Below are 21,932 nucleotides of genomic sequence, written 5' to 3' on the forward strand. Positions count from 1 at the left end.
GAGGCCACTGAAAAACTTGTGATTTTTACGGAACAACTGAAGAACATAAAATAAAAGACGACCATAATTCCCAGTTTTTGGGTATTGGGGCCGTCTTTTACTGTCTAGGAAAGCCTTTATAGCTGGTTGCTCACTTCATCAGTTTCAATATTCTCTTTAAGTTAACGGTAAATATCGTCATCGCCCCCTGTAACTCCATGCCAACCAGACCCGAAGATGACGCAACGTCATATCCGTGTCTATGTTTTAGTTCACTGTTCTTCGCCTCTATTTTGTAGCGTTCCTTCGCCTTTTCTTTGAAGTACTCACTTTCCTGAAAGGCGATGTGTTCAGTATGCTCGCTAGACTTAATACTCACCGAGTAGGTCTTGCTTTTTGCTCCTTCGGTGTAGCATCCCTCTTTGAACGGGCACCTCTTACACACTTCTATATTGAAGTAGTAGGTATTCTTTTGGTTATCGTTTACTCCCTTTTTCCCTGTCCGTGCCTTCTGAGTCGCCATATGGCCAGCCTTGCACACATACATGCCTGCATCTTTATTAAATTGAAATTCATCTTCTTTCTTACGCGCCCCTTGTGTAATAAGCGGATTTAGTTTTGCAATAAGTTCAATATTATTGGTTTTCGCATAAACGATATTGTCTTTTTCAGAGTAAGCTGTATCTCCGATGACGGACTTGATTTCCATGCCTGTTGCCTTGCTTTTTTCGATGAGTAATTGCAGTTGCTTTCCATCATTCTTTTCACCCGTCGTGACAATGGCAGCTGTTATGATTCGTTCCTCGGTCATGGCAAGATGGGTCTTATAGCCAAAGAACGAAGAGTCCGCGCTTTTGTGACCGACCTTTGCATCCTGATCTTCTGAAATCCGTAATTGTTGCAGGTCATCGGCAACTGTTTCTTTCAAGAAATTCAATGGTTCTTTAATTTTTGGTAATTCGCAAATACCACCTTCAGCTTCAAGAACAGCTATGAGTTTTTGACAATAGTCGATCTCGTCTTCAAGTACATTACTGGTATTCTTAACTGGGAACTTGGCTTTCAGCGACTCATCAGCTTTATAGACCGCTCTTCTTAACTTGCGTGAACGATCCAGCAAGATTTCCCGCGGGGATTTTTGGTTGTAACGGGCTTTGGTATGAGTAGCATCGACAATGATGGCTTTGCTTTTAATAATGCCCTTCTCCAATGCAATTTCAACTGTTTTACCCACGAGCATGTCAAGTAAATTCGAGTCTTTCAGTCGCAGCGTCCGAAACTTGGTTAAGGAACTAGCGTCAATCACTGGATCTTCAGGTGCCATATCAAGAAAATATTTAAACGACATGTCGTACTTCGAACGTTCGACGATGTCGTTGTCGGACAGTTCAAAAATGGCCTTCAATAGCAAGTACTTGAACATTCGGATGGGGTCGATCGCATTTCGGCCGTTGTCTAGACAGTAACGTTCCTTCAGTTCTTCATATACAAAAGAGAAGTCAACTAGTTCGTTGATTTGCCGTAACATATTGTCTTTCGGTACCACCAAGTTATAAAGTTCCAAATAAGGGCTAAAAGTCATAGATTGTTGTTTTTGAATCATTTTTTCACCTACTTGGTTTAATACCTTAATTATACAGAGAAAAGACACACCATCCTCACAAAAACTTGAGCAGGGTGTGTCTTTATCATACGAAGGACTTTTTCAGTGGCCTCGGTTAATTCGATGGTGTTTTTCGTATTTGTTTTCTTTCTTAAATTGAAATACCTACATTATTTATGTGCTTGCTTTATATTAGCTCTACTTCTGCGAATCGAGAATTGAAGCGATATATTCCCCACGACTATAGCCTGATTTGTTAAACAGCTAATACTTTTAGTCTGTAACATCGCTAAAAATCTGAATCGTTCTGAAAAATTCTGAATTTAACAATGTCTGGTCTACAGCTATGATGAACATGTAAGTAAAGAACATTCTAAACGGGGGAGGCCAAAGAACAAGAACGAAAGAAATCGTCAGTTGAGCAAAGTAAAAGTAAAGTAACTTTCTTGGAGGGTGAGTCTCGGATATGTCTATTGTTTTCAAAAAAAGGAAGCTCGATGATACTCCCTACGAAGCATGTGCTGTATTCGATGTTAACAACGACGGTATACCTGATATCGTTAGCGGAGCTTATTGGTATGAAGGTCCAGATTATGTGAAACGACACAAAATATGCGACGTAGCTGGAGTTGAGGCTGGTAAAGTCGGTTATTACCACGATGATTTCTCCGATTACCCCTTAGATGTAGACGGAGATGGCTATATGGACATAATTACAGGTTCTTATTTCGCAGATACGCTCCGTTGGCGACGTAATCCGGGACCGGCCGGCGGCGAATGGGCAACGCTAGACATTGAAGCCAGCGCAAATATCGAAACTATTCGTTATTTTGATATTGATGGATGTGGAACGCCTGAAATTTTCCCCAATACCCCTGGTGGACCTCAGGTATTCTATAAGCTTATATGTGATCAACACGGGAAAGGGACTGGCAAGTTCCAGAAGGTGGTGATTCACGAAGAGAAGAGCGGTCACGGTTTAGGGTTCGCGGACATTAACGGGGATGGACGTACAGATATCGTTCTGACCGGAGGATGGCTCGAGCAGCCCGAGGATCCGATGAAAGGCCCTTGGACGTTTCATCCTGAATTTTCTCTAGGATCGGCAAGTATCCCCATTCTTGGCTACGATGTTAATGAAGACGGCTTATGTGATCTTATCGTCGGCCAGGCTCATGATTACGGGTTGCATTGGTATGAGCAGGCTATCGCGCAGGACGGCACCAGAAGCTGGATCAAGCATGACATCGATTTAACGGTTTCCCAGTACCACGATTTGCAGCTAGTTGATTTGGACAATGACGGTGAACTCGAGCTGGTTGCTGGTAAAAGATATAGAGCCCATAACACTGATCCTGGTACGGAGGATCCGGTGGGGATCTACTATTTTAAGATCAAAAATGGCACGTTCGAAAAATATACGATTGATTATGGTGCTGCCGGCGAAGCTTCCGGTAACGGCATTTACATGTGGATTGAAGACCTGACTGGCAACGGCTATCTTGACATTGTTGCTCCCGGCAAAGAAGGCCTATTTTTATTTGAAAATTTGGGTAAGAAGGAGTAATGGATCGTGACGAAAAAGTTAAGGATTGGTTTTGTCGGTGTTGGTGGAATGGGTCAAATGGCGCATCTGTCCAATTATGTTGTCCTACAGAATGAATGCGAGGTGGTAGCACTTGCTGAACCGCGCAGACAAACGGCGGAATTAGTGGCCAAACGCTACGGGGTACCACAAGTATTTAACGATCACAACGAATTGCTCAAGAGCGCAGAAGTTGATGCAATTGTAGCACCTCAGCCTTTTCGCCACCATTACGCGATTATTCCAGACATCTTACGTGCAGGCATTCCAGTATTTACAGAAAAACCATTAGCCCTTTCTGTTAAGGCCGGCGAGGAGCTTGTCAGGTTGGGCGAGGAGCATGGTGCCATGCACATGGTCGGATATCATAAAAGGTCTGATCCCGCCATGGAATACGCCAAATCGTTGGTTGAACAGTGGAAAAATAGTGGAGAATTCGGCAAGCTGCAATATATCCGGGTTACGATGCCTCCAGGCGACTGGGTGAACGGAGCCGATAAGCCTCTTTCTGTCGACGAGCCCTTTCCTGCTATCGATAAAGAGCTTGGTCCAGATGAGTTCAATGAAGATCAGACCAATCATTTGGATGCATTCGTAAATTATTACATCCACCAGGTTAATGCGATCCGTTTCCTGCTCGGAGAATCATACCGTCTGACGTTTGCAGACAAATCCGGTGTACTTCTAGCAGGAGAAAGTGATAGCGGTGTTACGGTAACGCTAGAGATGGCGCCATATTCGACCTCGATCGAGTGGCACGAGCATATCGTGGTATGTTTCCAAAAAGGCTTTGTGCGTATTGATCTACCAGCCCCGCTTGCCCGGCAACGCGCAGGAAAGGTAACCGTTATGCGTGATAACGGCAAAGAATCGCCGTCGTATTTGGAGCCGATTATGCCGAATCTATCTGCCATGCGCAACCAAGCAAAGAATTTTATTGCTGCTATCCGTGGGGAGCGACCCGCACCATGCCTAGCGAAAGAGGCGCTTGAGGATCTCAAGTTGGCTGAGGATTATATACGTTTTATGGCTCGCTATGAACTAAATTCGAAGGGGGCAATCCTATGAGGAAAATCGCGATAATCGGCGCAGGCAGTATTGTTTTTTGCAAAACTCTAATGCTAGACATCATGGCGACAAAGGATCTCGAAGATTCCGAATTTGTTCTTATGGCCCCATCAACGACAAAAACATCCCAAGTGAATGCTTTCGCTGACAAAGTCATTGCAAAGAACGGTTTGAAGACCAAAGTGTCGATTACGACAGACCGGCGTGAAGCTTTGAAGGACGCCGATTATGTCATCTGTTCCTTTCAAATCGGTGGCGTGCAAGCCTTCGAGCTGGACTATAAGATCCCGCTGAAATACGGTGTCGACCAGTGCATTGGTGACACACTTGGGCCTGGCGGTATTTTCCGTGCTTTACGGAGTATTCCGGTTGTTCTTGAGGTCGCAAAGGATATGGAAGAACTATGTCCCCATGCAATCCTGCTTAATTATGTGAATCCAATGGCGATGATTTGCTGGGCACTGGGTGAAACGAACATCAATTTCGTTGGACTTTGCCATGGCGTTCAAACGACCTTAGATCTGATTTCAGGCTATGTAGACCTGCCTAAGAGCGAGATCGATTTTGTCAGCGCGGGCATTAACCATATGGGCTGGTTTATTAAGCTCGAACACAAAGGTCAAGATCTGTATCCGCTGCTTCGCGATAAGTTCGAGCATCCTGAGTATTACGTCAATGAGAAGGTTCGTGGTGAAGTGTTCCGCCACTTTGGTTATTTCATGACGGAATCGACAGGCCATTTATCCGAATATGTGCCATGGTTCCGGAAAAATCAGAAAGCGCTGGACTTGTACTGTGATGAACCGTCCTTTGGCGGGGAATCAGGCGCGTATTATACCTGGTGCAACTATGTCGCGAACAAATATCAAGATGAAGAAATCTTGTCGCAGGAATCGGATGATTTACCACCTCGCAGTGTAGAATACTGCGCCTATATTATTGAAGCACTCGAAACCGGAAAAACCTTCAAGTTCAGTGGTAACATCCGCAATGACGGTATGATTACTAACCTGCCGCCTGAATGCTGTGCCGAAGGGCCTGTATATGCGGATCGAACCGGATTGCATCGCACGATTGTTGGTGAACTCCCACCGCAATGCGCAGCATTAAACTTGACCAACATCAATGTGCAGCGGCTCGCGGTACTGGCTGCAAAAACGGGCGATCCGGAGACCGTCGTTCAGGCTTGTGCGCTCGATCCGCTCACTTCATCCGTATTAACGCTGAAGGAGATACGGGATATGGTTGCGGAAATGCTGGAGTCCGAAAAACAGTGGCTTCCGCAATTCGCCGGAAAAACACTGCGGCCGACACCGACGATCAAAATCCCGGAAAATGTTCAACGTGCCGAAGTGCCTATTGATCCAGCCTTGGCCATTTTCTCCAGGTTTGGCGAGTTGGCGAAGTAAGTATGCTGCCCTACCATCATAGCCATAACATCTTAAGGTAGTGATCCAGCATATTTGCAATTTCACGAAAATTGAAAAGTGTGAAAGGGGTTACAGTCTATGAAGCTCACTAAAGGCTTAGCGGGACTTCTTTCGATCTCCCTCATTAGTTTTATGGCAGCCTGCTCGTCAGCGGGTGGAAGTGGAAACAGCGGAAACACGGATAAACCAGCTGTAGCTTCAGGGGAAGACAAATCGAAGACTAGTAATGATAAGGCTGTCTCAGAACTTGTCTTTTTTGGAGTCGATATCGATGTAGACAAAGAAGGGAAGTACTGGAAAAGCTTCGAAGACGAGAACAAGGTAAAAATAAAAGTCGTTACAACAAAAAGTGATAAGTTTATGGAAACGTTTATGGCTTCCCATAACGCTAAACAAACGATCGACATTTTGAGACTGAATGGGCAAGATGTTCGTTTTATGTCAACAGCCGGGATGATTAAGGATATTACGGATCAGGTAAGCCCCTATAAGGATCGATTTAATACAGCAGCCTTAAGTCCGTTCTCGTTTGGAGGCAAGATCTTCGGAGTTCCTACCGGCTCCATGTCAACCAGTGCCATTTTTTATAACAAGAAGATTCTTGATGCTAATGGACTCAAGCCGCCCACGTCTTTACAGGACCTCGAAGCGCTTAATGCGGCACTGAAGCAAAAAGGATTGAGTACTTTCGCATTTATGGGCAAAGACATCTATATGTGGCCTATGTGGTTCTTTCAAACATTCGCTCAAGCCAGCGGTAATAAATCAGTTGAGCGGACCATGGATACGCTTCGAGGTAAAGCCAAATTCACCGATGCGGATTATGTAGCAGCTATGAAGGCACTTCAGCAAATCGGTAAGTCCGGATCCTATATTCCCGGAGTTAATGGTGTGGATGCTACCGCAGCCAAAGCAATCTTTTCAACTGGAAAAGCAGCTATGTTTTATGGAGGAAGTTGGGAATCTGCCGGATTTATTAAATCGGCTAAAGACTCGGGAGGCAAGATAGATTTAGCCGTTGCAAAATTTCCTCTGATCTCCGATCAAGCTGGAATCAAAGCCGAATCGACGGGGGGAAGCGGTGCAGCCTTGGCGATTTCTTCAACGATTGACCCCAACAAGGAAGCTTTGGCTAAAAAGTTCCTGGATTATTGGACGAGTGATAAGCTGCAACAGCAAATGCTTAACGATAATAATGGTGTTTTTGCAGTCAATGTCAATGTAAAATCAAACTCCACTGATCCTGTGATTGACGACTTGACAAAGAACTATTTGAAGGATACGGTGACGTTTCTGGATTGGTATTGGCCACCTGAAATTACGAAAGCTTTTCAACAAAATATTCAAGCCGTAGTCGGTGGACAAAAAGAGCCTGAGGCGGCGATGCAAGAGATTCAAAAGACATTCGATGATCTAGTAGCCAAGGGTTATAACTTTGACAAAAAAGAATAGAAAAGGTTGTTGATCTTAATGACAAACCTGATCGTTTGGAGAAGAAGGATGTTTCCTATCCTTCTTCTCGTCCCAGCTACTGTCCTGTTTATCATATTTACACTCTATCCAGTCATTACAGGATTTTATTACAGCCTGCTTAACTGGGACGGCATATCTGAATCCCAATTCGTTGGTTTCGGTAACTATCTACGCGCGATTGAAGATAAATTTGTATGGGAAGCTTTGCTGCACAATGTATATTACGCCATTTTTACGGTTGCGGGTAAAATCATTCTCGGTCTCTTTCTGGCAATTTTACTCAATCAGAAGATGAAGGGCATCACATTTTATCGTACCGCTGTATTTATTCCGATTGTATTGTCTTTTGTTGCCGTGGGGATTCTGTGGTCTTGGATTTATAACCCTGTTTTCGGTCTGTTCAACAATCTACTTGGTGCTTTTGGATTTCAAACACAAATCGCTTGGACTGGTGATGCCAGATTTGCCTTAGCATCTGTAATCGCCGTCGATATATGGAAATGGTTTGGCTATCATGTGGTGCTTTTCCTTGCCGGTTTACAAAGCATCCCGACGGATTTATACGAAGCTGCACGGGTAGATGGAGCCACGCGCTGGCAAAACATCAGGCAGATTACGCTACCTCTGATGATGCCGATTATCATTATAAATATAACGATAGCAACCATGGGCGCTTTTAATGTATTCGACATTATTTATGTAATGACAGCTGGTGGACCTTATCATGCCACGGAAGTGATCATGACGTATACGTATACACAGGCCTTTCAGTTCCATTCGTTCGGCTATGGGGCCGCTATTTCGTATTTGCTGCTTCTTCTCATCGGAGCCGTAACCTTTATCCAAATCCGTTTCATGCGAAAATTTGAATACTGAGGGAAGGAGGATTTTATGCGAGTGCAAAATCTGGTGATTAAAGGCGTTTCCCACTTGATCCTGTTATTCTTTTCAGTTATGACTTCGTATCCGTTATTATGGATGCTATTCAGCTCCCTTAAGGATCAAGGAGAATTTTATACCAATTTATGGTGGGCTCCGAAAGCATGGTTATGGGAGAACTATGCTATTGCATGGAGAATAGCCAAATTGTCTACGACGTATTGGAACAGTATCCTGGTTTCTTTGGCAACCATTGTGCTAGTCATCCTTGTCAGTTATTTGGGAGCCTACTCGTTTGCCCGTTTTGAATCCCGATTCAGCAAAATATTGATGCTGATATTCTTATCCGCACTTATGATTCCGGCTCAGATTACCCTGATTCCCTTATTTAAAGTAGAACTGCTGCTCCACATTTACAACACGAAATTAGGATTGATTCTGCCCCACGTCGCTGGTAGTATGCCGTTCTCTATATTCCTTCTGACCACATTTATTCGCTCGATCCCGCGTGAATTAGACGAGGCTGCAGAAATTGACGGCGCATCGAGAATAAGCATTCTTTGGAAAGTCGTTTTCCCCTTATCACGGCCGGGGATGGCGACGGTTGTTATTTTGACATTCATCGGTGTGTGGAACGATTTCTTCCTGGCCTTAGTTATGATTAAGGATCCAGCAAACTATACCATTCCGCTCGGCATGATGGCTTTTACTCAACAATTTACCGATACCAACTATAGCGAAGTTTTTGCCGCTTTGTCCGCAACCGTGTTGCCGATGATTATCGTTTACCTTGTCTTTCAGCGATACTTCATATCGGGTCTTACACAAGGTGCTTTAAAGCTCTAGCCAACGGTCTAGAAAATATATGCTGTCTTGGCGAATATCATCGAATAGACCTCCATTTTCCTTCTTTGGAGGTCTTTATACTTAAACTAGAACATAACTGACGCTTGTCGTTGAGGGCTATAATATCGAGAAAAGAATTACACAGTTATGGAAAATTTTAAGTTCCAATCGATTCTCTCCTTCGTTATGATAGAAATGAAAACGGTTACGACTACCTTAAGGTATGGTGAGGACCCATGGCACAAGTAAGGAAATGGTTAACCATCGGTGTATTGTCAATACTGTTATCAAATCTACTTTCCGCATGTTCAGGGACAAGTGGTACTTCTGAAACTCCTGTGAAGACAGTGGGTGTCGTTGCTGGAAACGTTAGTAAACCTGCACCTTCCGAGAAACAAACCCTGTATATCTATGCAGTTGATGATAAAAATTTTTATAATGATAAATCAACGTTAGAAAAAATATTCGGTGAATTCGAAAAAACGTACAATGTCGATTTACAATTTATCACAACAAAATCAGCAGATCAAATTCATAAGATTTCCGTTGCTGCAAACAGCAATTCGCAGATTGACCTCATGTTCCTGAATGGTCAGTATGTAAGAACGCTATTCACTAGAGGGCTCCTAGCTCCGCTTGATCATGTACTGAAGAACAAAGACTCTTTATTTAATAAATCAGCACTGGACGCATTTACATTCAATGGAAAGATATACGCTTATCCTTATGGAGATTCCATGACAAGTGCCGTTTATTACAATAAGGGCATTTTCCAAAAATACAAGCTGACACCGCCGGTTACTTATGAAGACTTAGTGAATGTGACGAAAGAGCTAAACAAGCATGGCATACAAGGAATTGCATTCGGCGGAGCAAGTAAATTCATGTGGCCGATGTGGTTTTTCGAGACGTTCTTTCAAATGTCCGAAAACAAAGGTTTGGAAAGGACGGAAGCCGTACTAACCGGCAAAGCCAAATTCACGGATTCTGATTATATCGAGGCTATGGACGCGCTAGCTAAGTTTGGTAAGGATGGCATTTTCCAGCCGGGCGTCAATGGCGCTGATTCCGAATTAGGCAAGGCTTTATTTGTAGCTGGTAAAGCAGCCATGTTTTACGGCGGTACCTGGGAGCTGGACAGCTTCCGTAAATCACTAGGCGGCAAGCTTGGCATTACATTTTTTCCCGAGGTGAAGGCAGGTGCTAAGGTACAAATGACTGGGGCTGGAGGCAACGCGTTTGCTATGTACAGCAATATCGTACCGGAGCACAAAGACCTAGCGGCCAAACTTATGGAATACTATTACTCAATACCGATTCAAAAGATTCTATCCACACAGACTGGTGTATCGATTCCATCCAACAAGAATGCTCCGATGTCTACCAATCCGCTGATTAAAGAATTGACTGACAACTACCTTCCGGATACATCCACCTTCTTGGATTGGTATTGGCCACAGGAAATCGTGCAAGAGTTTCAGTTCCAGATTCAGGCAGTTATTAGGGGAACTGTAACCGCCGAGGAGGCAATGACCGAAATTCAAGAAGTCTTAGATAAGCTGAGAGAAAATGGCTACAACTTTAATGAGTGAATGACGTCATGAATAAAGTTCGCGATCACGGCCTCCATTATTTTATTATGTTATCCTCCAAAAACCTTACGTCAACGAATGCTCACAATTCGTAATGTGAAAAAAGACAGATGACAGGAGAGAGAGCCTAATGACAGCCTACAAGCTTCTGATTGTAGATGACGAACGAGAGGTGCGAGAAGGTGTTAAAGACGTCTGTTCAGAAATAGGGCTTAATTTGGAATGTGCCGGACTTTGCGAGAATGGTCTAGAAGCATATCGATTTCTGTTGAGCCAGCCGGTTGATATCGTCTTGTCCGATATCAGGATGCCGTTCCTTGATGGTATTGAACTAGTGGAGCGGGTATCACAACAGTTTCCTTTTACGAAAGTTGTATTTCTATCTGGATATAACGAATTCGATTACGTAAAAAAAGGATTGCAGTTAGGTATCGTCGATTATTTGCTTAAGCCTGTCGACGAGAACGAGCTGGAAAGTGTTATCGGTAAAATTACCAAACAATTAGATGACAAGAGGCAAGCCGAGTATAAGCAAGAGACGATGAATAGACGTGCCAAGTTATCAGCAAGACTATTACGAAAATATTTTCTCAAGCAGTTGCTAGACCGCCCGCTTTCGGCGGATACCGTCGAGGAAGGGTGCGCTGTCGGGGAGATTATTCTGGAGAGTGATTGGTACTCTGTATGCACCCTGAGGCTGGAGCGTTTTGAAGAATTGAACCAGCGTTCGGAAAAAGAGCGTCAGCTCGTTCTGTTTGCACTGGAAAATATGCTGACTGAGCTTTGGGATGATGCTGGATTAGGTTATCATTACACGGTCAACGAATCAGGTTTAGCTTATTTGCTCGCCGTTAGCCAATCAGAAGAAAATTTACCCGAATTATTCCATAAGGGGCTTGAAGATCGGCTTAATCGAATACATAAAGAGTTTTTTCGGCTTCGAGGCTTGTTTCGAACGACGATTACGATCACTGCAGGGATGAAGGTCTCGGATCATCATGCATTATCTTTGTCTCGTGAAGACTCTGAAAGAGTGTTCTCTTTGATGGATTCGAAGGCGAATAAGATGGTTGCCCTATCGACAACGCAAAGTCACTTCCCTAAGCCGTCATTTATCGAAGTCATGCCCGAGCACGTCTATCCGCATGCTCCGGAAATGGATAATAGCCACAAGTTGGTTGACGATGCCAAATCGTACATTCTGAACAATTACGACCGGTCGCTCTCACTTGTCGATGTAGCGGACTTTGTGCATATGAGTGCTGGTTACTTGAGCCACCTGTTCAAACAAGTAACTGGGGTCAATTTTATTCAGTTCCTGACGGATTGCCGAATTGAAGCAGCCAAACGACTGCTCGTTGAGACGGACTTCAAAATATATGAAGTTGGGGAGAGAGTTGGTTATGAAATCCCCCGATATTTCTCCGATATATTTAAAAAAGCAACGGGTAAAACACCTCTTGAATACCGTCTCCATCATTTTCCTGAAGGATGAGCTATGATTATGGGACATTTGAGTCAGAAGCAAAGAATCATAGTGAGTACCATGATTCTTTCCATTGCATCTCAGCTTTTGTTCAATTGGATCGGGTATTGGAATATCCGACAGATTGGACTAGAAGCAAGAAACAACAGTAACCAAGCTTTGTTCGAAACAACTCAATCGCATATATTATCGGCATTTAAATCGGCAAACTCCGTTGCAACTATGATGCTGTCGACCGCCTATACGGAGGATCCTTCATCTTTAGCTACGTATCAGGATTCACTGAAAAATCTTGAAAGCAAGGATGAGGAGCTTAATGAGAAAATCAACAATCTACATATCTCGTCTGATGTCTTGGAGAAAATAATACTTGTTGGAGGAAATGATGGTCAGCGAAGCTTCCTTAAATTTATCGGTTCCCAAACATGGTTCCCGAAAGGAACACCAACGTTGGATGAGTTAAGGCGGGCCGGCATTACGGACATATTGATCGGCAACTCTGGCTTGACTGTTTATTATGGAAAAGGACAGCTGTCTAAAAGGGCAATTAGTACGGGAGATGCTGAGGTAGACATGCGGATAAATCGGTTCATCGAACAATTGGAAGGGAGAGTTGTTATCGGCAACAGTTCGAACATGGGTAATTCGCTTGTATTCGTTGCATTAAATCCGGACTTTGCGGCGAGAATTATTGCACCTGACATTCAGGAAGATGTCACTTTTACGCTTGCAAGCGGAAACGGAGAGCTTGTGTGGACCAATTATTTGAATCCACGAATGGCTCATGATATGCTTTCGCATGCACCGACTGACGGCTCACGATGGTCATTTTCAGTTGGTTCTTCCAGTTACGAGATGGAAAGCACAACACTATCTCCCTATGGTTTTAAGCTTTGGTTCGCTAAGCGGGCACCAATCACAAATACGCCTGAGATGCACATTTTGCTGATGAACGTCTTCGTTTCGCTGATTGGTCTTATTGTCGCATGCGTCATGGCTCATTATCTGTCGACTCACACACTAAAGCCTTTTCATCGGTTGTCGAAGCTCATTCATAAACAGGTTACGACTTCCCAATTGGCCAATATCAGCCTTGCTGAGCTTAAATACAACTCACAAGCAGCTTCCTCTACCTTGCAATACAAAATGTTCAAACTCCATTTGATCGTTGTTATTATTCCGGTTCTGGTTTCTGGGGTTTTCGGCTCAAATGTCCTTTATCGATATGCTAAAGATCAATTGACCAAACAGGTGAAGCTAAACAGCAGCCTCATGATGGCAGATGTCAGGGGGCAGATGAACACCTATGAAAGCCTGATTTATCATCTTGCTTCAGACAGCCATTTGCAGAAAATCTTATCTAGCTTTAATGGAAAGAACAGCGCAAGCGACTCGATCATGAATTCTTATCAGGAGCTAAGCGACATTACTTCTTATTTCGTGTTGTACGATCAGAAGGGCAAGCCCGTGTATTCTTCGGCATTTCCCAGCTACAGTCAGCTTAACATCGATCCAATGGATGTCAATTCCAGACTTTTGCGCAGCGGTATTCCGGTATGGAATAGTCAGGATCGAGACATTTTCAAGCATCAAGCAGTAAGTGTGTTTAAATCAGTCGTAAATCCTAATGGAACAGTATTAGGTGTGGTTCAATTTGTGCTGAAAGCCCACTCATTTCCGGTGGAAAGCTTCGTTGAGCAATCTAATTTTGTTATTGTGAACGGAGATGGGGGGTTCGTCTATGAAAACAGCCCACGTGGAAATCTGTATCCAACTGCTAAGGAATTACAGGCTGAATTTGGAAGAAGCGGGACGAACGGTATGTCTTGGAACCGTAAGATCGATGGCATCGATCATGTAGCTGTCAGTCAGAAAGTGCCGGACACGGACTGGACGATGTTCGTCTTCACCTCGATGGATAATTTAACGCTACGTAATACTGAACTATTATATAGAAACATTATGATTTTGTTAGCGATTATTATGTTGTCTTTCCTCATGGCCTGGTTTTTATCTAAGTTTATGATTAAGCCTTTGACGCGGCTCAGCGAAATGATGCAATTCGTTGGCAAGGGCAATTTTAATCAATTTCTTTTCTATTCCAAGCATGACGAAATCGGTGTTCTCGTTAACAGTTTTAACCAAATGGTAATCCGGATACAAGAGTTGCTGGAAGAGAACGTCATCAATCGAGTCCGGGAGAACGAACTCCTGGCCCTTAAATCGAAAGCAGAGCTGAGGATGCTGCAGCAGCAAATCAATCCCCATTTTCTATACAATACCCTTCAGGCTATCGATATGAGGGCAAGGAAATATAAGGCGGCAGATGTTAGTATCATGGTGAGCTCGTTAGCCCGAATTTTTCGGTATAGCATCTCCACTGGCGATACCATCGTCCCACTCAGTGTAGAACTTGAGCATATTCGTAATTTCATTAGGATCCAGGAAATTCGTTTTCCGGAGCAGTTTAAGGTTGAGTGGTCGATTACAGACGGGGCAGGAGAGGTTCCGGTTATGAAATTTATTCTTCAACCGCTTGTAGAAAATTCCATCCAACATGGGATTGGAAGCTACATGTCTGGCGGATTAATTAGCGTTAGCGCACATCTTGAAAATAATCATTTAGTCATTGAGGTTTGCGATAATGGTGTCGGAATGGATGAAGAGCAATTGGCTACTCTACGTGCTCGCTTGCAACAGCCTTATAGCAGCTCTGTGGTGGAGCACGAAGGAAATCTTAATCAAGGAAGTGGCGTAGGATTACGTAATGTCTATCAAAGGTTGAAGTTGTTTTATCACGATCATGTCGATATGTCAGTTGAAAGTGAGCCACTGCAAGGTTCTAAAATCAGAATCATGATTCAACGAAGCCTCTTATGATATGAGGATGCTACTAAACAGCTACTCAATGTAAGGAACTTTATGTTAGTAATGTAGGCAGATTTGTGTCATTACATTATTAGACAAGAGGTGGCCAAAATCGGCCGCCTTTAAAGTCGGAACGGTGAGGAAGTGCAATACCCTTCAGTCGTTGTGATATAATTCTACGAAACCACAATTCTTTCCATTGGGACAATCAGCGGCAGCCGGCCAAAAGTGAAGTGACCCCCTAAAGTTAGACAAATATTTTATGCAACCTGTTGGGCGTGAGCACGGTATTGTACCGGGCTCATGCCTTTTAATTTTGATTTGATGCGTTTGTGATTGTAGTAATCAATGTATCGTGCTAGTTCTAGCTTAAAGTGATCTACACTTTCAAATTCATTAAGATAAAGAAACTCCGACTTCATAATGCCAAAGAAGTTCTCCATCACCGCGTTATCGTAACAATTTCCTTTGCGTGACATGCTTTGGGTAATTCCTTGTTTCTTCAAAGCATGCCATTTGGAGTATCTGTATGACAAAAGCATCGGTAGACTTAAGCATGCACCGATGGTCAATAAATGAGATTCATGTAAAACGATAAAGTATAAATTAATTCGCATCGTCTTGACAGGTTTATAGGCTGCTTCTCAGCTAACGTGCAAGGGAATTATATACAACTCATTGATGAATAATACACGGCCAATGGTTGAACTACCGAAAATGTTTAGTTAGTTCAATGACAACAGTGGCAGACTAAGACTTTGTTATGAAGTCTTAGTCTGCCGCTGTTTGTTATTTATGGATCGGTCTGAAACAAATTTTACAAAAGCCGACCTTTCTCCAATTGAAAAAAGCTGTAAATCAATGATTTCAGGCAAAACATGATTTTCTTTGAATAACTAACAGTAACGATAGTTCAGCATCCAGAGCAATCAGACGCCGAGTAACTTATGCTTTTAATACTACTTAGTAACGGCAATAATTATTTAATTATAACCAATTAAATCATTTCAAATTCATGATAATTATTACTGCTTCTACATATAGTTGCATTGTAATTGAGCTATATGAAACTGCATTTAAGAAAGAGCGGAAACTCTCCAAGGGAAAAGTGGAACTGTTAGTCTTGCTCAAAATAATGAATGGGGTTTTGTTGCAGGAAAGTCTGGTAATAAGATATTGGAAAATGTGATACGGAAATGATCTTACAATAGTAGAAATAGTCAGCTTTTTCAAACGCTGACTGCGCTGATAGGTATATAAGCAGGTAAAACTGTGACGTAGACCTGTTGTAAATCTTGTCATCGAAACAAAGGAAGTACCTAAGAGGATGGACATGATTAATATACTTAGAGGCACCTTGCTTTACGCTAGCTCCGATCTTTGATGCAACCGCGTTGCCGGAGGAAAGTTTCATACAATCAATATAGATTGGGAATAACTTCCATATAAATCATATACTGCATTAAGGCTTAAATATTACTTTTTACATACTATATAACCAGAAAGTAAGTACTTTTTTTTTAGTAACTTTTGTTCCATAATGACTCTTGTGGCCACGAAGCATAAATTTAATAGATAAAAAATCAGCTGATTGCATTATAGAGTGAATGTAAAAACATACTAACCAATGTGCATTGTTAATTAAAGTATCCGGGAAAAAAGTAAATGAGTTCAACAATTGAACAATTAATATAAACACATTTAAATTTGGAGTTAACAGACTCCAATAAAAGAAGAATTAATATTCAAGAAGCTTACACATCAAACTGCCGGGTGTTTGATCCGTTTTTCTCCGATGTAATTGTTGGTCATGACGCTCAAGATGACCTGATTGATGAAGTACAAGCCAAAAATCCTGGAAAAGTGTTCACGGTTATTCCCGGTACAGTAGACGAACATCATGAACAAGCGAGGTTTAGTTGGAGGTACGAATCATCTGAGAATCCAATCGTGATTACTGGGCAAGACTTCATTGCTGTAGTAGAGAATGGTTCCATTCATTCCTTGACTGTATTTATAGACAAGCCGACTTCAGATTAATCATTCAATATAAACGTTAGTAAAGGGGAAAAAGAATATGGGGAAATTTGATGGGAAAGTAGCAGTAGTAACAGGAGGTACAAGCGGAATTGGTCTTCAAGCAGCCACGCAGTTTGCAAAAGAAGGTGCTCATGTATATATTACAGGACGCAGACAAGCGGAGCTTGATGTAGCGGTAAAACAAATTGGGAACAATGTAACTGGTGTTCAAGGAGACATTTCTAAGCTGGAGGATTTAGACAAGCTCTATGCTTTGGTTAAGAGACAAAGTGGACATCTAGACATACTCTTTGCGAATGCAGGGCTTGGTTATATGCTTCCATTGGGAGAAATTACAGAAGAGCATTACGATAAAACTTTTGATGTTAACGTTAAAGGAACGCTTTTCACTGTTCAAAAAGCTCTGCCTTTGTTTCCCGATAACGTTGGAACTATAATCATGACTGGTTCAACAGCGGGGTCTATTGGCGATCCAGCGTTCAGTGTTTACGGAGCTTCAAAAGCTGCGATTAGGCAGATGGCTCGTAACTGGATCCTTGATTTAAAAGGGACAGGAATCCGTGTAAACGTCCTAAGCCCTGGATTTGTTCATACGCCTGCGTATGATTACTTGTTCGCTGAGAATACTAATTCAGTTCTAGAACATGCTAAAAATATAACTCCACTAGGCAGGGTTGGAACCGTTGAAGAAATTGCTAATGCTGTGATGTTCCTCGCCTCAGATGAAAGTAGTTATATTAATGGAATAGAGTTATTCGTAGACGGTGGAGTTGCTCAAATTTAATGTCGTGAAAATTAATATCATTCTATTCGTACTCAAAATAAAAGGAGGTGTTAAGAGTGGGGAAATTTGAAGGTAAAGTTGCAGTTATCACTGGAGGCACAAGCGGAATTGGTCTTGCGACAGCTAAACGATTTGTTGCAGAAGGAGCGCATGTTTTTGTAACCGGACGTAGGCAAAGTGAGCTGAATGAGGCTGTAAATGCAATCGGGGAGCGAGTGACTGGTGTTCAAGGTGATGTTTCCAATCTGGAGGACTTGGATAGGCTTTTCCAGACGGTTAAACGGGAGAAAGGACATCTGGATATCTTGTTCGCTAACGCAGGACTCGGAACATTTCTTCCTCTGGGTCAGATTACGGAAGAACAGTACCGAAACACGTTTGACGTGAATGTGAAGGGGACCCTGTTCACTGTTCAAAAAGCGTTGCCATTGTTCCCAAATCAAACTGGATCGATTATTTTGACCGGTTCTACAACGGGCTCGCTAGGCGATCCAGCATTCAGCGTATACGGTGCTTCCAAAGCGGCAGTTCGTCAAATGGCACGGAATTGGATTTTGGATCTAAAAGGCACCGGATTGCGAATAAATGTGGTGAGTCCGGGCATGATATACACGCCTTCCTATGATAGTTTGTTTGGCGATGCACTTAATCATGTCCTCGAGTCAGCTAAGACTACCGTTCCTATGGGCCGTGTAGGTAAGTCGGAGGAGATTGCGAACGCCGTTGCGTTCTTGGCCTCAGAGGAAAGCAGTTATGTGAACGGCGTAGAATTATTCGTAGACGGGGGCTTAGCCCAAATTTAACAGAAGAAAACACAGTTCGGGCAAGCACAAAGTACAAGAATTTGTGCCTGAGATTAATGTATAAATACTAAGAATGAACGAAAAAAATATAATTATTATTGGAGGATTTAAAATGAATAAAACAGAACAGACAGTAATTATTGCTCGCTTTAAGTTGAAAGCTAACTCAGATAAACAAGCCTTTTTTGATAACCTAAAGCCGCTCTTTGATACAATGTCCAAAGAACCAACTTTTGTAAATGGGATTGTACATGAGAACGTTGATGATCCTGATGAAATTGTACTCTACGAAATTTGGAATTGTTCTAAGGAGACTTGGCTGGCAGAGGAAGAAACGAAAGCTTACCGTCAAGGTCCATACACTCGTGCAGCAGAATTCTTGTTGGGTAGAGAGCTTGGTTTCTACTCAACATTCGGAGAATGGGGAACTACGATTACTGCTGGTAAACACTTTTCCTAAAATCAACTTAAAGTTTTTCATTAAAAGGTTCAGCTACTTGAAAATTGAGAGCTGTTCCTTTTTCTTATAATTGGCTCAATCTCAATTAATAATTGCTAATAAGGAATTTTAGAAAGTAAAAAATAATTAGTAAAGAAGGAATATCACAAGTGAGATCATCTAGAATGGATCGACTAAAATTTTTATCTGTTAACTCATTTGGCTCGGTTATGGGCATATCAGGACTTTCGCTTGCTGGAAGGTTATCTCATAATCTGTTTGGAACCTCCTCGCTGATTGCAGAATTGATTGGTTTGATGGGTATCATTATGTTTGTGCTTCTAAGTGTTTTTTTTGCCATAAAGTGGGTGAAATTCCCAAGTGTTATTTATTCAGAGTTTTCAAACCCAATTGGCGGTAATTTCTATGGAGCGATCACCGTTGCTATCTTACTTCTTTCTTCAGTCATTTTACCTTACAACCAAATTCTTGGGCAAGCGATTTGGATAATAGGTACAAGTCTAACAATATTATTAAGCTACTTCATGGTATCTCGTTTATTTAAGGTTAAACAGGATCCACAACATGCTGTTCCTGCCATGTTAATTCCTGCTGTTGCCATTTTGAATGTACCAGTTACGGGGGTTGCAATGCCGTTTGCTTGGATTCATGAATTGAACTTATTTTGTTTAGCGGTAGGGGGCGTTTCGTCCCTCATTTTCTTGACTATGATTTTTACTCGATTGATCCATCACGAACCTATGGCAGCAGGCATGAACCCCTCTTTGTTAATTTTGATTGCACCTTTTGAGGTTGGCTTTCTTGCATATGTAGCTATGACAAAATCTATTGATATATCTGCATCAATTTTGTTTTATTTTGGACTTTTTTTATTCATGGTATTGTTTTTCAAGGCAGTTAATAAGTCCATTCCGTTTAGTACGGCTTGGTGGGCAGTAAGCTTTCCATTGGCTGTTCTTAGCAATGCAGCTTTGAAGTATGCCCTGTATGTAAACACATGGCCGACGAAGGTCATTGCAGCTTTTATCCTTATCTTGACTACATCTGTTATTGTTATTATTTTTATTCGGACTATTAAACACTTAATTAGTGGAAAGCTGCTGCAGGGTTAATGACATGTGAGTTTTTGGTCTTTCTTTTTCTTTCCAATAGGAGAGAACTAGCAAAAGTAATGTCAGTCCATATATGATCGTATTACTCATAAGTTCTACCTTTTTTACTATTATTTTATGAGTCCTTATTTATTAATATCTGCAATTCAATATTCTCAACCTTTTCTGAATTCATTTATTATCACTATTTACATTCAAATATATGCAATAAAATCAGCAGTTCAAATTAATTTTTGAACTGTAATCAGAGATATTCGTGATGAATATCATTGCCATGCGAATTAATTAGTTGGGTTACTAAAATCGAGCACATCCGACTTTTGTAAGATAGATAACAGAATAAATAAATGGTTAGCCTTATAATAGGGGAGCAGATAAGGAGGAGGGAAAACGGGCAATATTTCAACATATAACTTATTTTATTTTTGAAAGTGAATGAACTTACACGTAAACGGCAGCAAATAAAAATAGCCTGATATTTCAGGCTTGAAACTTTACAAATATATATCTGTTTCTATGGTAAGCATGAATCAGCAATACTCTGCAAAAAAATTACAGAAGGAATCCCATCATTCGGGCTATGATGTTTTTGGTCGTTAAAAAAGGGAGGAAAGAAAATTAAAAATAAATTAATTAAAAACAATAATTTATAGTATCCGTAACCTGAATAAATTATCAAAAAATTATAAAATAGGAGCTGTTTTAAGAATGAAAAAGGTAGCAATTATTGTTCATGCAACAGAAAATGAAATGGGCAGAGCAGCTCATGCACTCTTATATGCACAAGAACTGAATGAAGCAAACATTGAAGTTAAAATTTACTTTGATGGCCAAGGCACTGTTTGGATAAAAACTTTGGAAGATCCTTCGCACATGTTTAATCCCCTGTATAAAGCGGTAAAATCCAGTGGCGTTATTGCAGGAGCATGTGAGTCTTGTGCTGATACTTTCGGTATCACTGATGATGTTAAAGCTGCTGGTATTGATACATTAGCGGAAGTAGATGGCCACTTTAGTGTTGCCAAATTAATTGCTGAAGGTTATCAAATTATCACTTTATAATTTTTTAGAAGCTATAGGAAATTTCATATACGGGCATTTACCACTAAAAATCCTCAAGCTCAAGCAGATTGACAATAATAATCTTCCAAAATACGCCTGTACTCTTTATTGCAACGGTGAGAACACACTAATTTAATGCTAATAATTTTTTTCTAAGGAGCGACTTTTGATGAACCAAACTGAATTGCAGCAAAAACGTATTGATTCGGCAGTCAATTACTTCCGATATGTTGAAGAAGGGGATCCACGCTTAATGGCACTTTTTAAAGATAATGCTACGATTTATTTCCCGAAGGTAGGTATGGTACACGGCAAGGATGAAATTGGCCTACTTGCTCAAGGATTTGGGGCTTTAGAAATCGCCCATATGGAACACGACATAAAGAACTTTAATGTTATGCCAAGCGGTGATTATGTAGTAATTGAGGGACAAGTAAAAGGCACCACAACTTCCGGCGAAGCTTTTCCAAGTAACGCGTATTCGCATGGCCGCTTCTGTAACGTGTTTGAATTTGACGGTGACCTCATTAAACGGGTACATGTGCACCAAGATCCTGATTTCAATGGTTCAGATGCTCCGAGAGTAGAGTGGGCGAAAAAGGTTCAAGAGTCCATTGCACAGCACAGAAACTCTCACTAAGTACCATGCGAATGGGGATGAAAACTTAATAATGCTTCAATAGGTATTAAATTAGGCTAGTTATTTAAAATAGAGATGATTTGAGGGAAATCCACTCTAAAAAACGGGTTTCTTTTTTTTGAATTAATATACTTTTCAGGAGACCAAAATCTATTCAGATACATTATTTCAAAAATTATCTGGGAAATTTTATTAATTGACATTAATTTATTTTGTATAGTA

General features: G+C 41.6%; 17 protein-coding genes and 1 pseudogene. 16 read left to right on the forward strand and 2 right to left on the reverse strand.

The annotated features are described in order from the left end of the window. Positions 1 to 130: 130 nt before the first annotated feature. Positions 131 to 1,582: an IS1182 family transposase gene (locus O9139_RS17320; protein ID WP_270877866.1), complete on the reverse strand. Its 1,452-nt coding sequence runs from the start codon at positions 1,580 to 1,582 to the stop codon at positions 131 to 133. 466 nt (positions 1,583 to 2,048) lie between these two features. On the opposite strand from O9139_RS17320, the gene O9139_RS17325 reads away from it, so the two are divergent. The 9 genes from O9139_RS17325 to O9139_RS17365 all read left to right on the forward strand — a co-directional run bounded on the left by O9139_RS17325 (position 2,049) and on the right by O9139_RS17365 (position 14,821). After that, positions 2,049 to 3,149 carry an FG-GAP repeat domain-containing protein gene (locus O9139_RS17325; RefSeq protein WP_270880729.1) on the forward strand — a complete coding sequence of 367 codons (1,101 nt, stop codon included), beginning with the start codon at positions 2,049 to 2,051 and terminating at the stop codon, positions 3,147 to 3,149. A 6-nt stretch (positions 3,150 to 3,155) separates the two neighbouring features. Further along, positions 3,156 to 4,235, forward strand: a complete 1,080-nt coding sequence (locus tag O9139_RS17330; protein ID WP_270880730.1) for a Gfo/Idh/MocA family protein — start codon at positions 3,156 to 3,158, stop codon at positions 4,233 to 4,235. Next, the gene (gene melA / locus O9139_RS17335; protein ID WP_270880731.1) at positions 4,232 to 5,644 is read left to right on the forward strand and encodes an alpha-galactosidase; all 1,413 of its coding nucleotides are present in this window, start codon (positions 4,232 to 4,234) and stop codon (positions 5,642 to 5,644) included. Before O9139_RS17330 ends, melA begins: the two co-directional genes overlap by 4 nt. Positions 5,645 to 5,743: 99 nt before the next feature. Continuing rightward, complete coding sequence (locus O9139_RS17340; RefSeq protein WP_270880732.1) at positions 5,744 to 7,117, forward strand: extracellular solute-binding protein; 1,374 nt, start codon at positions 5,744 to 5,746, stop codon at positions 7,115 to 7,117. Between the two features lie 48 nt (positions 7,118 to 7,165). Further along, positions 7,166 to 8,014: a carbohydrate ABC transporter permease gene (locus tag O9139_RS17345; RefSeq protein WP_270880733.1), complete on the forward strand. Its 849-nt coding sequence runs from the start codon at positions 7,166 to 7,168 to the stop codon at positions 8,012 to 8,014. Positions 8,015 to 8,029: 15 nt separating this feature from the next. Continuing rightward, complete coding sequence (locus O9139_RS17350; RefSeq protein ID WP_270880734.1) at positions 8,030 to 8,863, forward strand: carbohydrate ABC transporter permease; 834 nt, start codon at positions 8,030 to 8,032, stop codon at positions 8,861 to 8,863. Positions 8,864 to 9,099: 236 nt separating this feature from the next. Continuing rightward, the gene (locus tag O9139_RS17355) at positions 9,100 to 10,455 is read left to right on the forward strand and encodes an ABC transporter substrate-binding protein (RefSeq protein ID WP_270880735.1); all 1,356 of its coding nucleotides are present in this window, start codon (positions 9,100 to 9,102) and stop codon (positions 10,453 to 10,455) included. Positions 10,456 to 10,585: 130 nt separating this feature from the next. Continuing rightward, a complete protein-coding gene (locus tag O9139_RS17360; protein WP_270880736.1) occupies positions 10,586 to 11,950 on the forward strand; it encodes a response regulator in 1,365 nt (454 codons plus the stop codon). 9 nt (positions 11,951 to 11,959) lie between these two features. After that, entirely contained in the window at positions 11,960 to 14,821 is a 2,862-nt protein-coding gene (locus tag O9139_RS17365) for a cache domain-containing sensor histidine kinase (RefSeq protein ID WP_270880737.1), read from the forward strand. Positions 14,822 to 15,069: 248 nt separating this feature from the next. Here the strand turns inward: O9139_RS17365 and O9139_RS17370 are convergent. Further along, positions 15,070 to 15,321, reverse strand: a pseudogene (locus O9139_RS17370) (transposase); the annotation flags it as partial. Positions 15,322 to 16,516: 1,195 nt separating this feature from the next. On the opposite strand from O9139_RS17370, the gene O9139_RS17375 reads away from it, so the two are divergent. From O9139_RS17375 to O9139_RS17405, 7 genes are all read left to right on the forward strand, one after another. Continuing rightward, a complete protein-coding gene (locus O9139_RS17375; RefSeq protein ID WP_270880738.1) occupies positions 16,517 to 16,849 on the forward strand; it encodes a hypothetical protein in 333 nt (110 codons plus the stop codon). Between the two features lie 37 nt (positions 16,850 to 16,886). Continuing rightward, positions 16,887 to 17,633 carry an SDR family NAD(P)-dependent oxidoreductase gene (locus O9139_RS17380; protein WP_270880739.1) on the forward strand — a complete coding sequence of 249 codons (747 nt, stop codon included), beginning with the start codon at positions 16,887 to 16,889 and terminating at the stop codon, positions 17,631 to 17,633. A 56-nt stretch (positions 17,634 to 17,689) separates the two neighbouring features. Beyond that, positions 17,690 to 18,436: an SDR family NAD(P)-dependent oxidoreductase gene (locus tag O9139_RS17385; RefSeq protein ID WP_270880740.1), complete on the forward strand. Its 747-nt coding sequence runs from the start codon at positions 17,690 to 17,692 to the stop codon at positions 18,434 to 18,436. 112 nt (positions 18,437 to 18,548) lie between these two features. Next, complete coding sequence (locus O9139_RS17390) at positions 18,549 to 18,896, forward strand: putative quinol monooxygenase (protein ID WP_270880741.1); 348 nt, start codon at positions 18,549 to 18,551, stop codon at positions 18,894 to 18,896. 164 nt (positions 18,897 to 19,060) lie between these two features. Continuing rightward, positions 19,061 to 20,008, forward strand: coding sequence for an SLAC1 anion channel family protein (locus O9139_RS17395; protein WP_270880742.1), 948 nt, complete (start codon positions 19,061 to 19,063; stop codon positions 20,006 to 20,008). Positions 20,009 to 20,716: 708 nt separating this feature from the next. After that, the gene (locus tag O9139_RS17400) at positions 20,717 to 21,070 is read left to right on the forward strand and encodes a DsrE family protein (RefSeq protein WP_270880743.1); all 354 of its coding nucleotides are present in this window, start codon (positions 20,717 to 20,719) and stop codon (positions 21,068 to 21,070) included. Positions 21,071 to 21,239: 169 nt separating this feature from the next. Continuing rightward, complete coding sequence (locus O9139_RS17405) at positions 21,240 to 21,710, forward strand: nuclear transport factor 2 family protein (protein ID WP_270880744.1); 471 nt, start codon at positions 21,240 to 21,242, stop codon at positions 21,708 to 21,710. The last annotated feature ends 222 nt before the right edge of the window (positions 21,711 to 21,932 follow it).

This window comes from Paenibacillus aestuarii, assembly GCF_027789125.1.
GTDB lineage: Bacteria > Bacillota > Bacilli > Paenibacillales > NBRC-103111 > Paenibacillus_E > Paenibacillus_E aestuarii.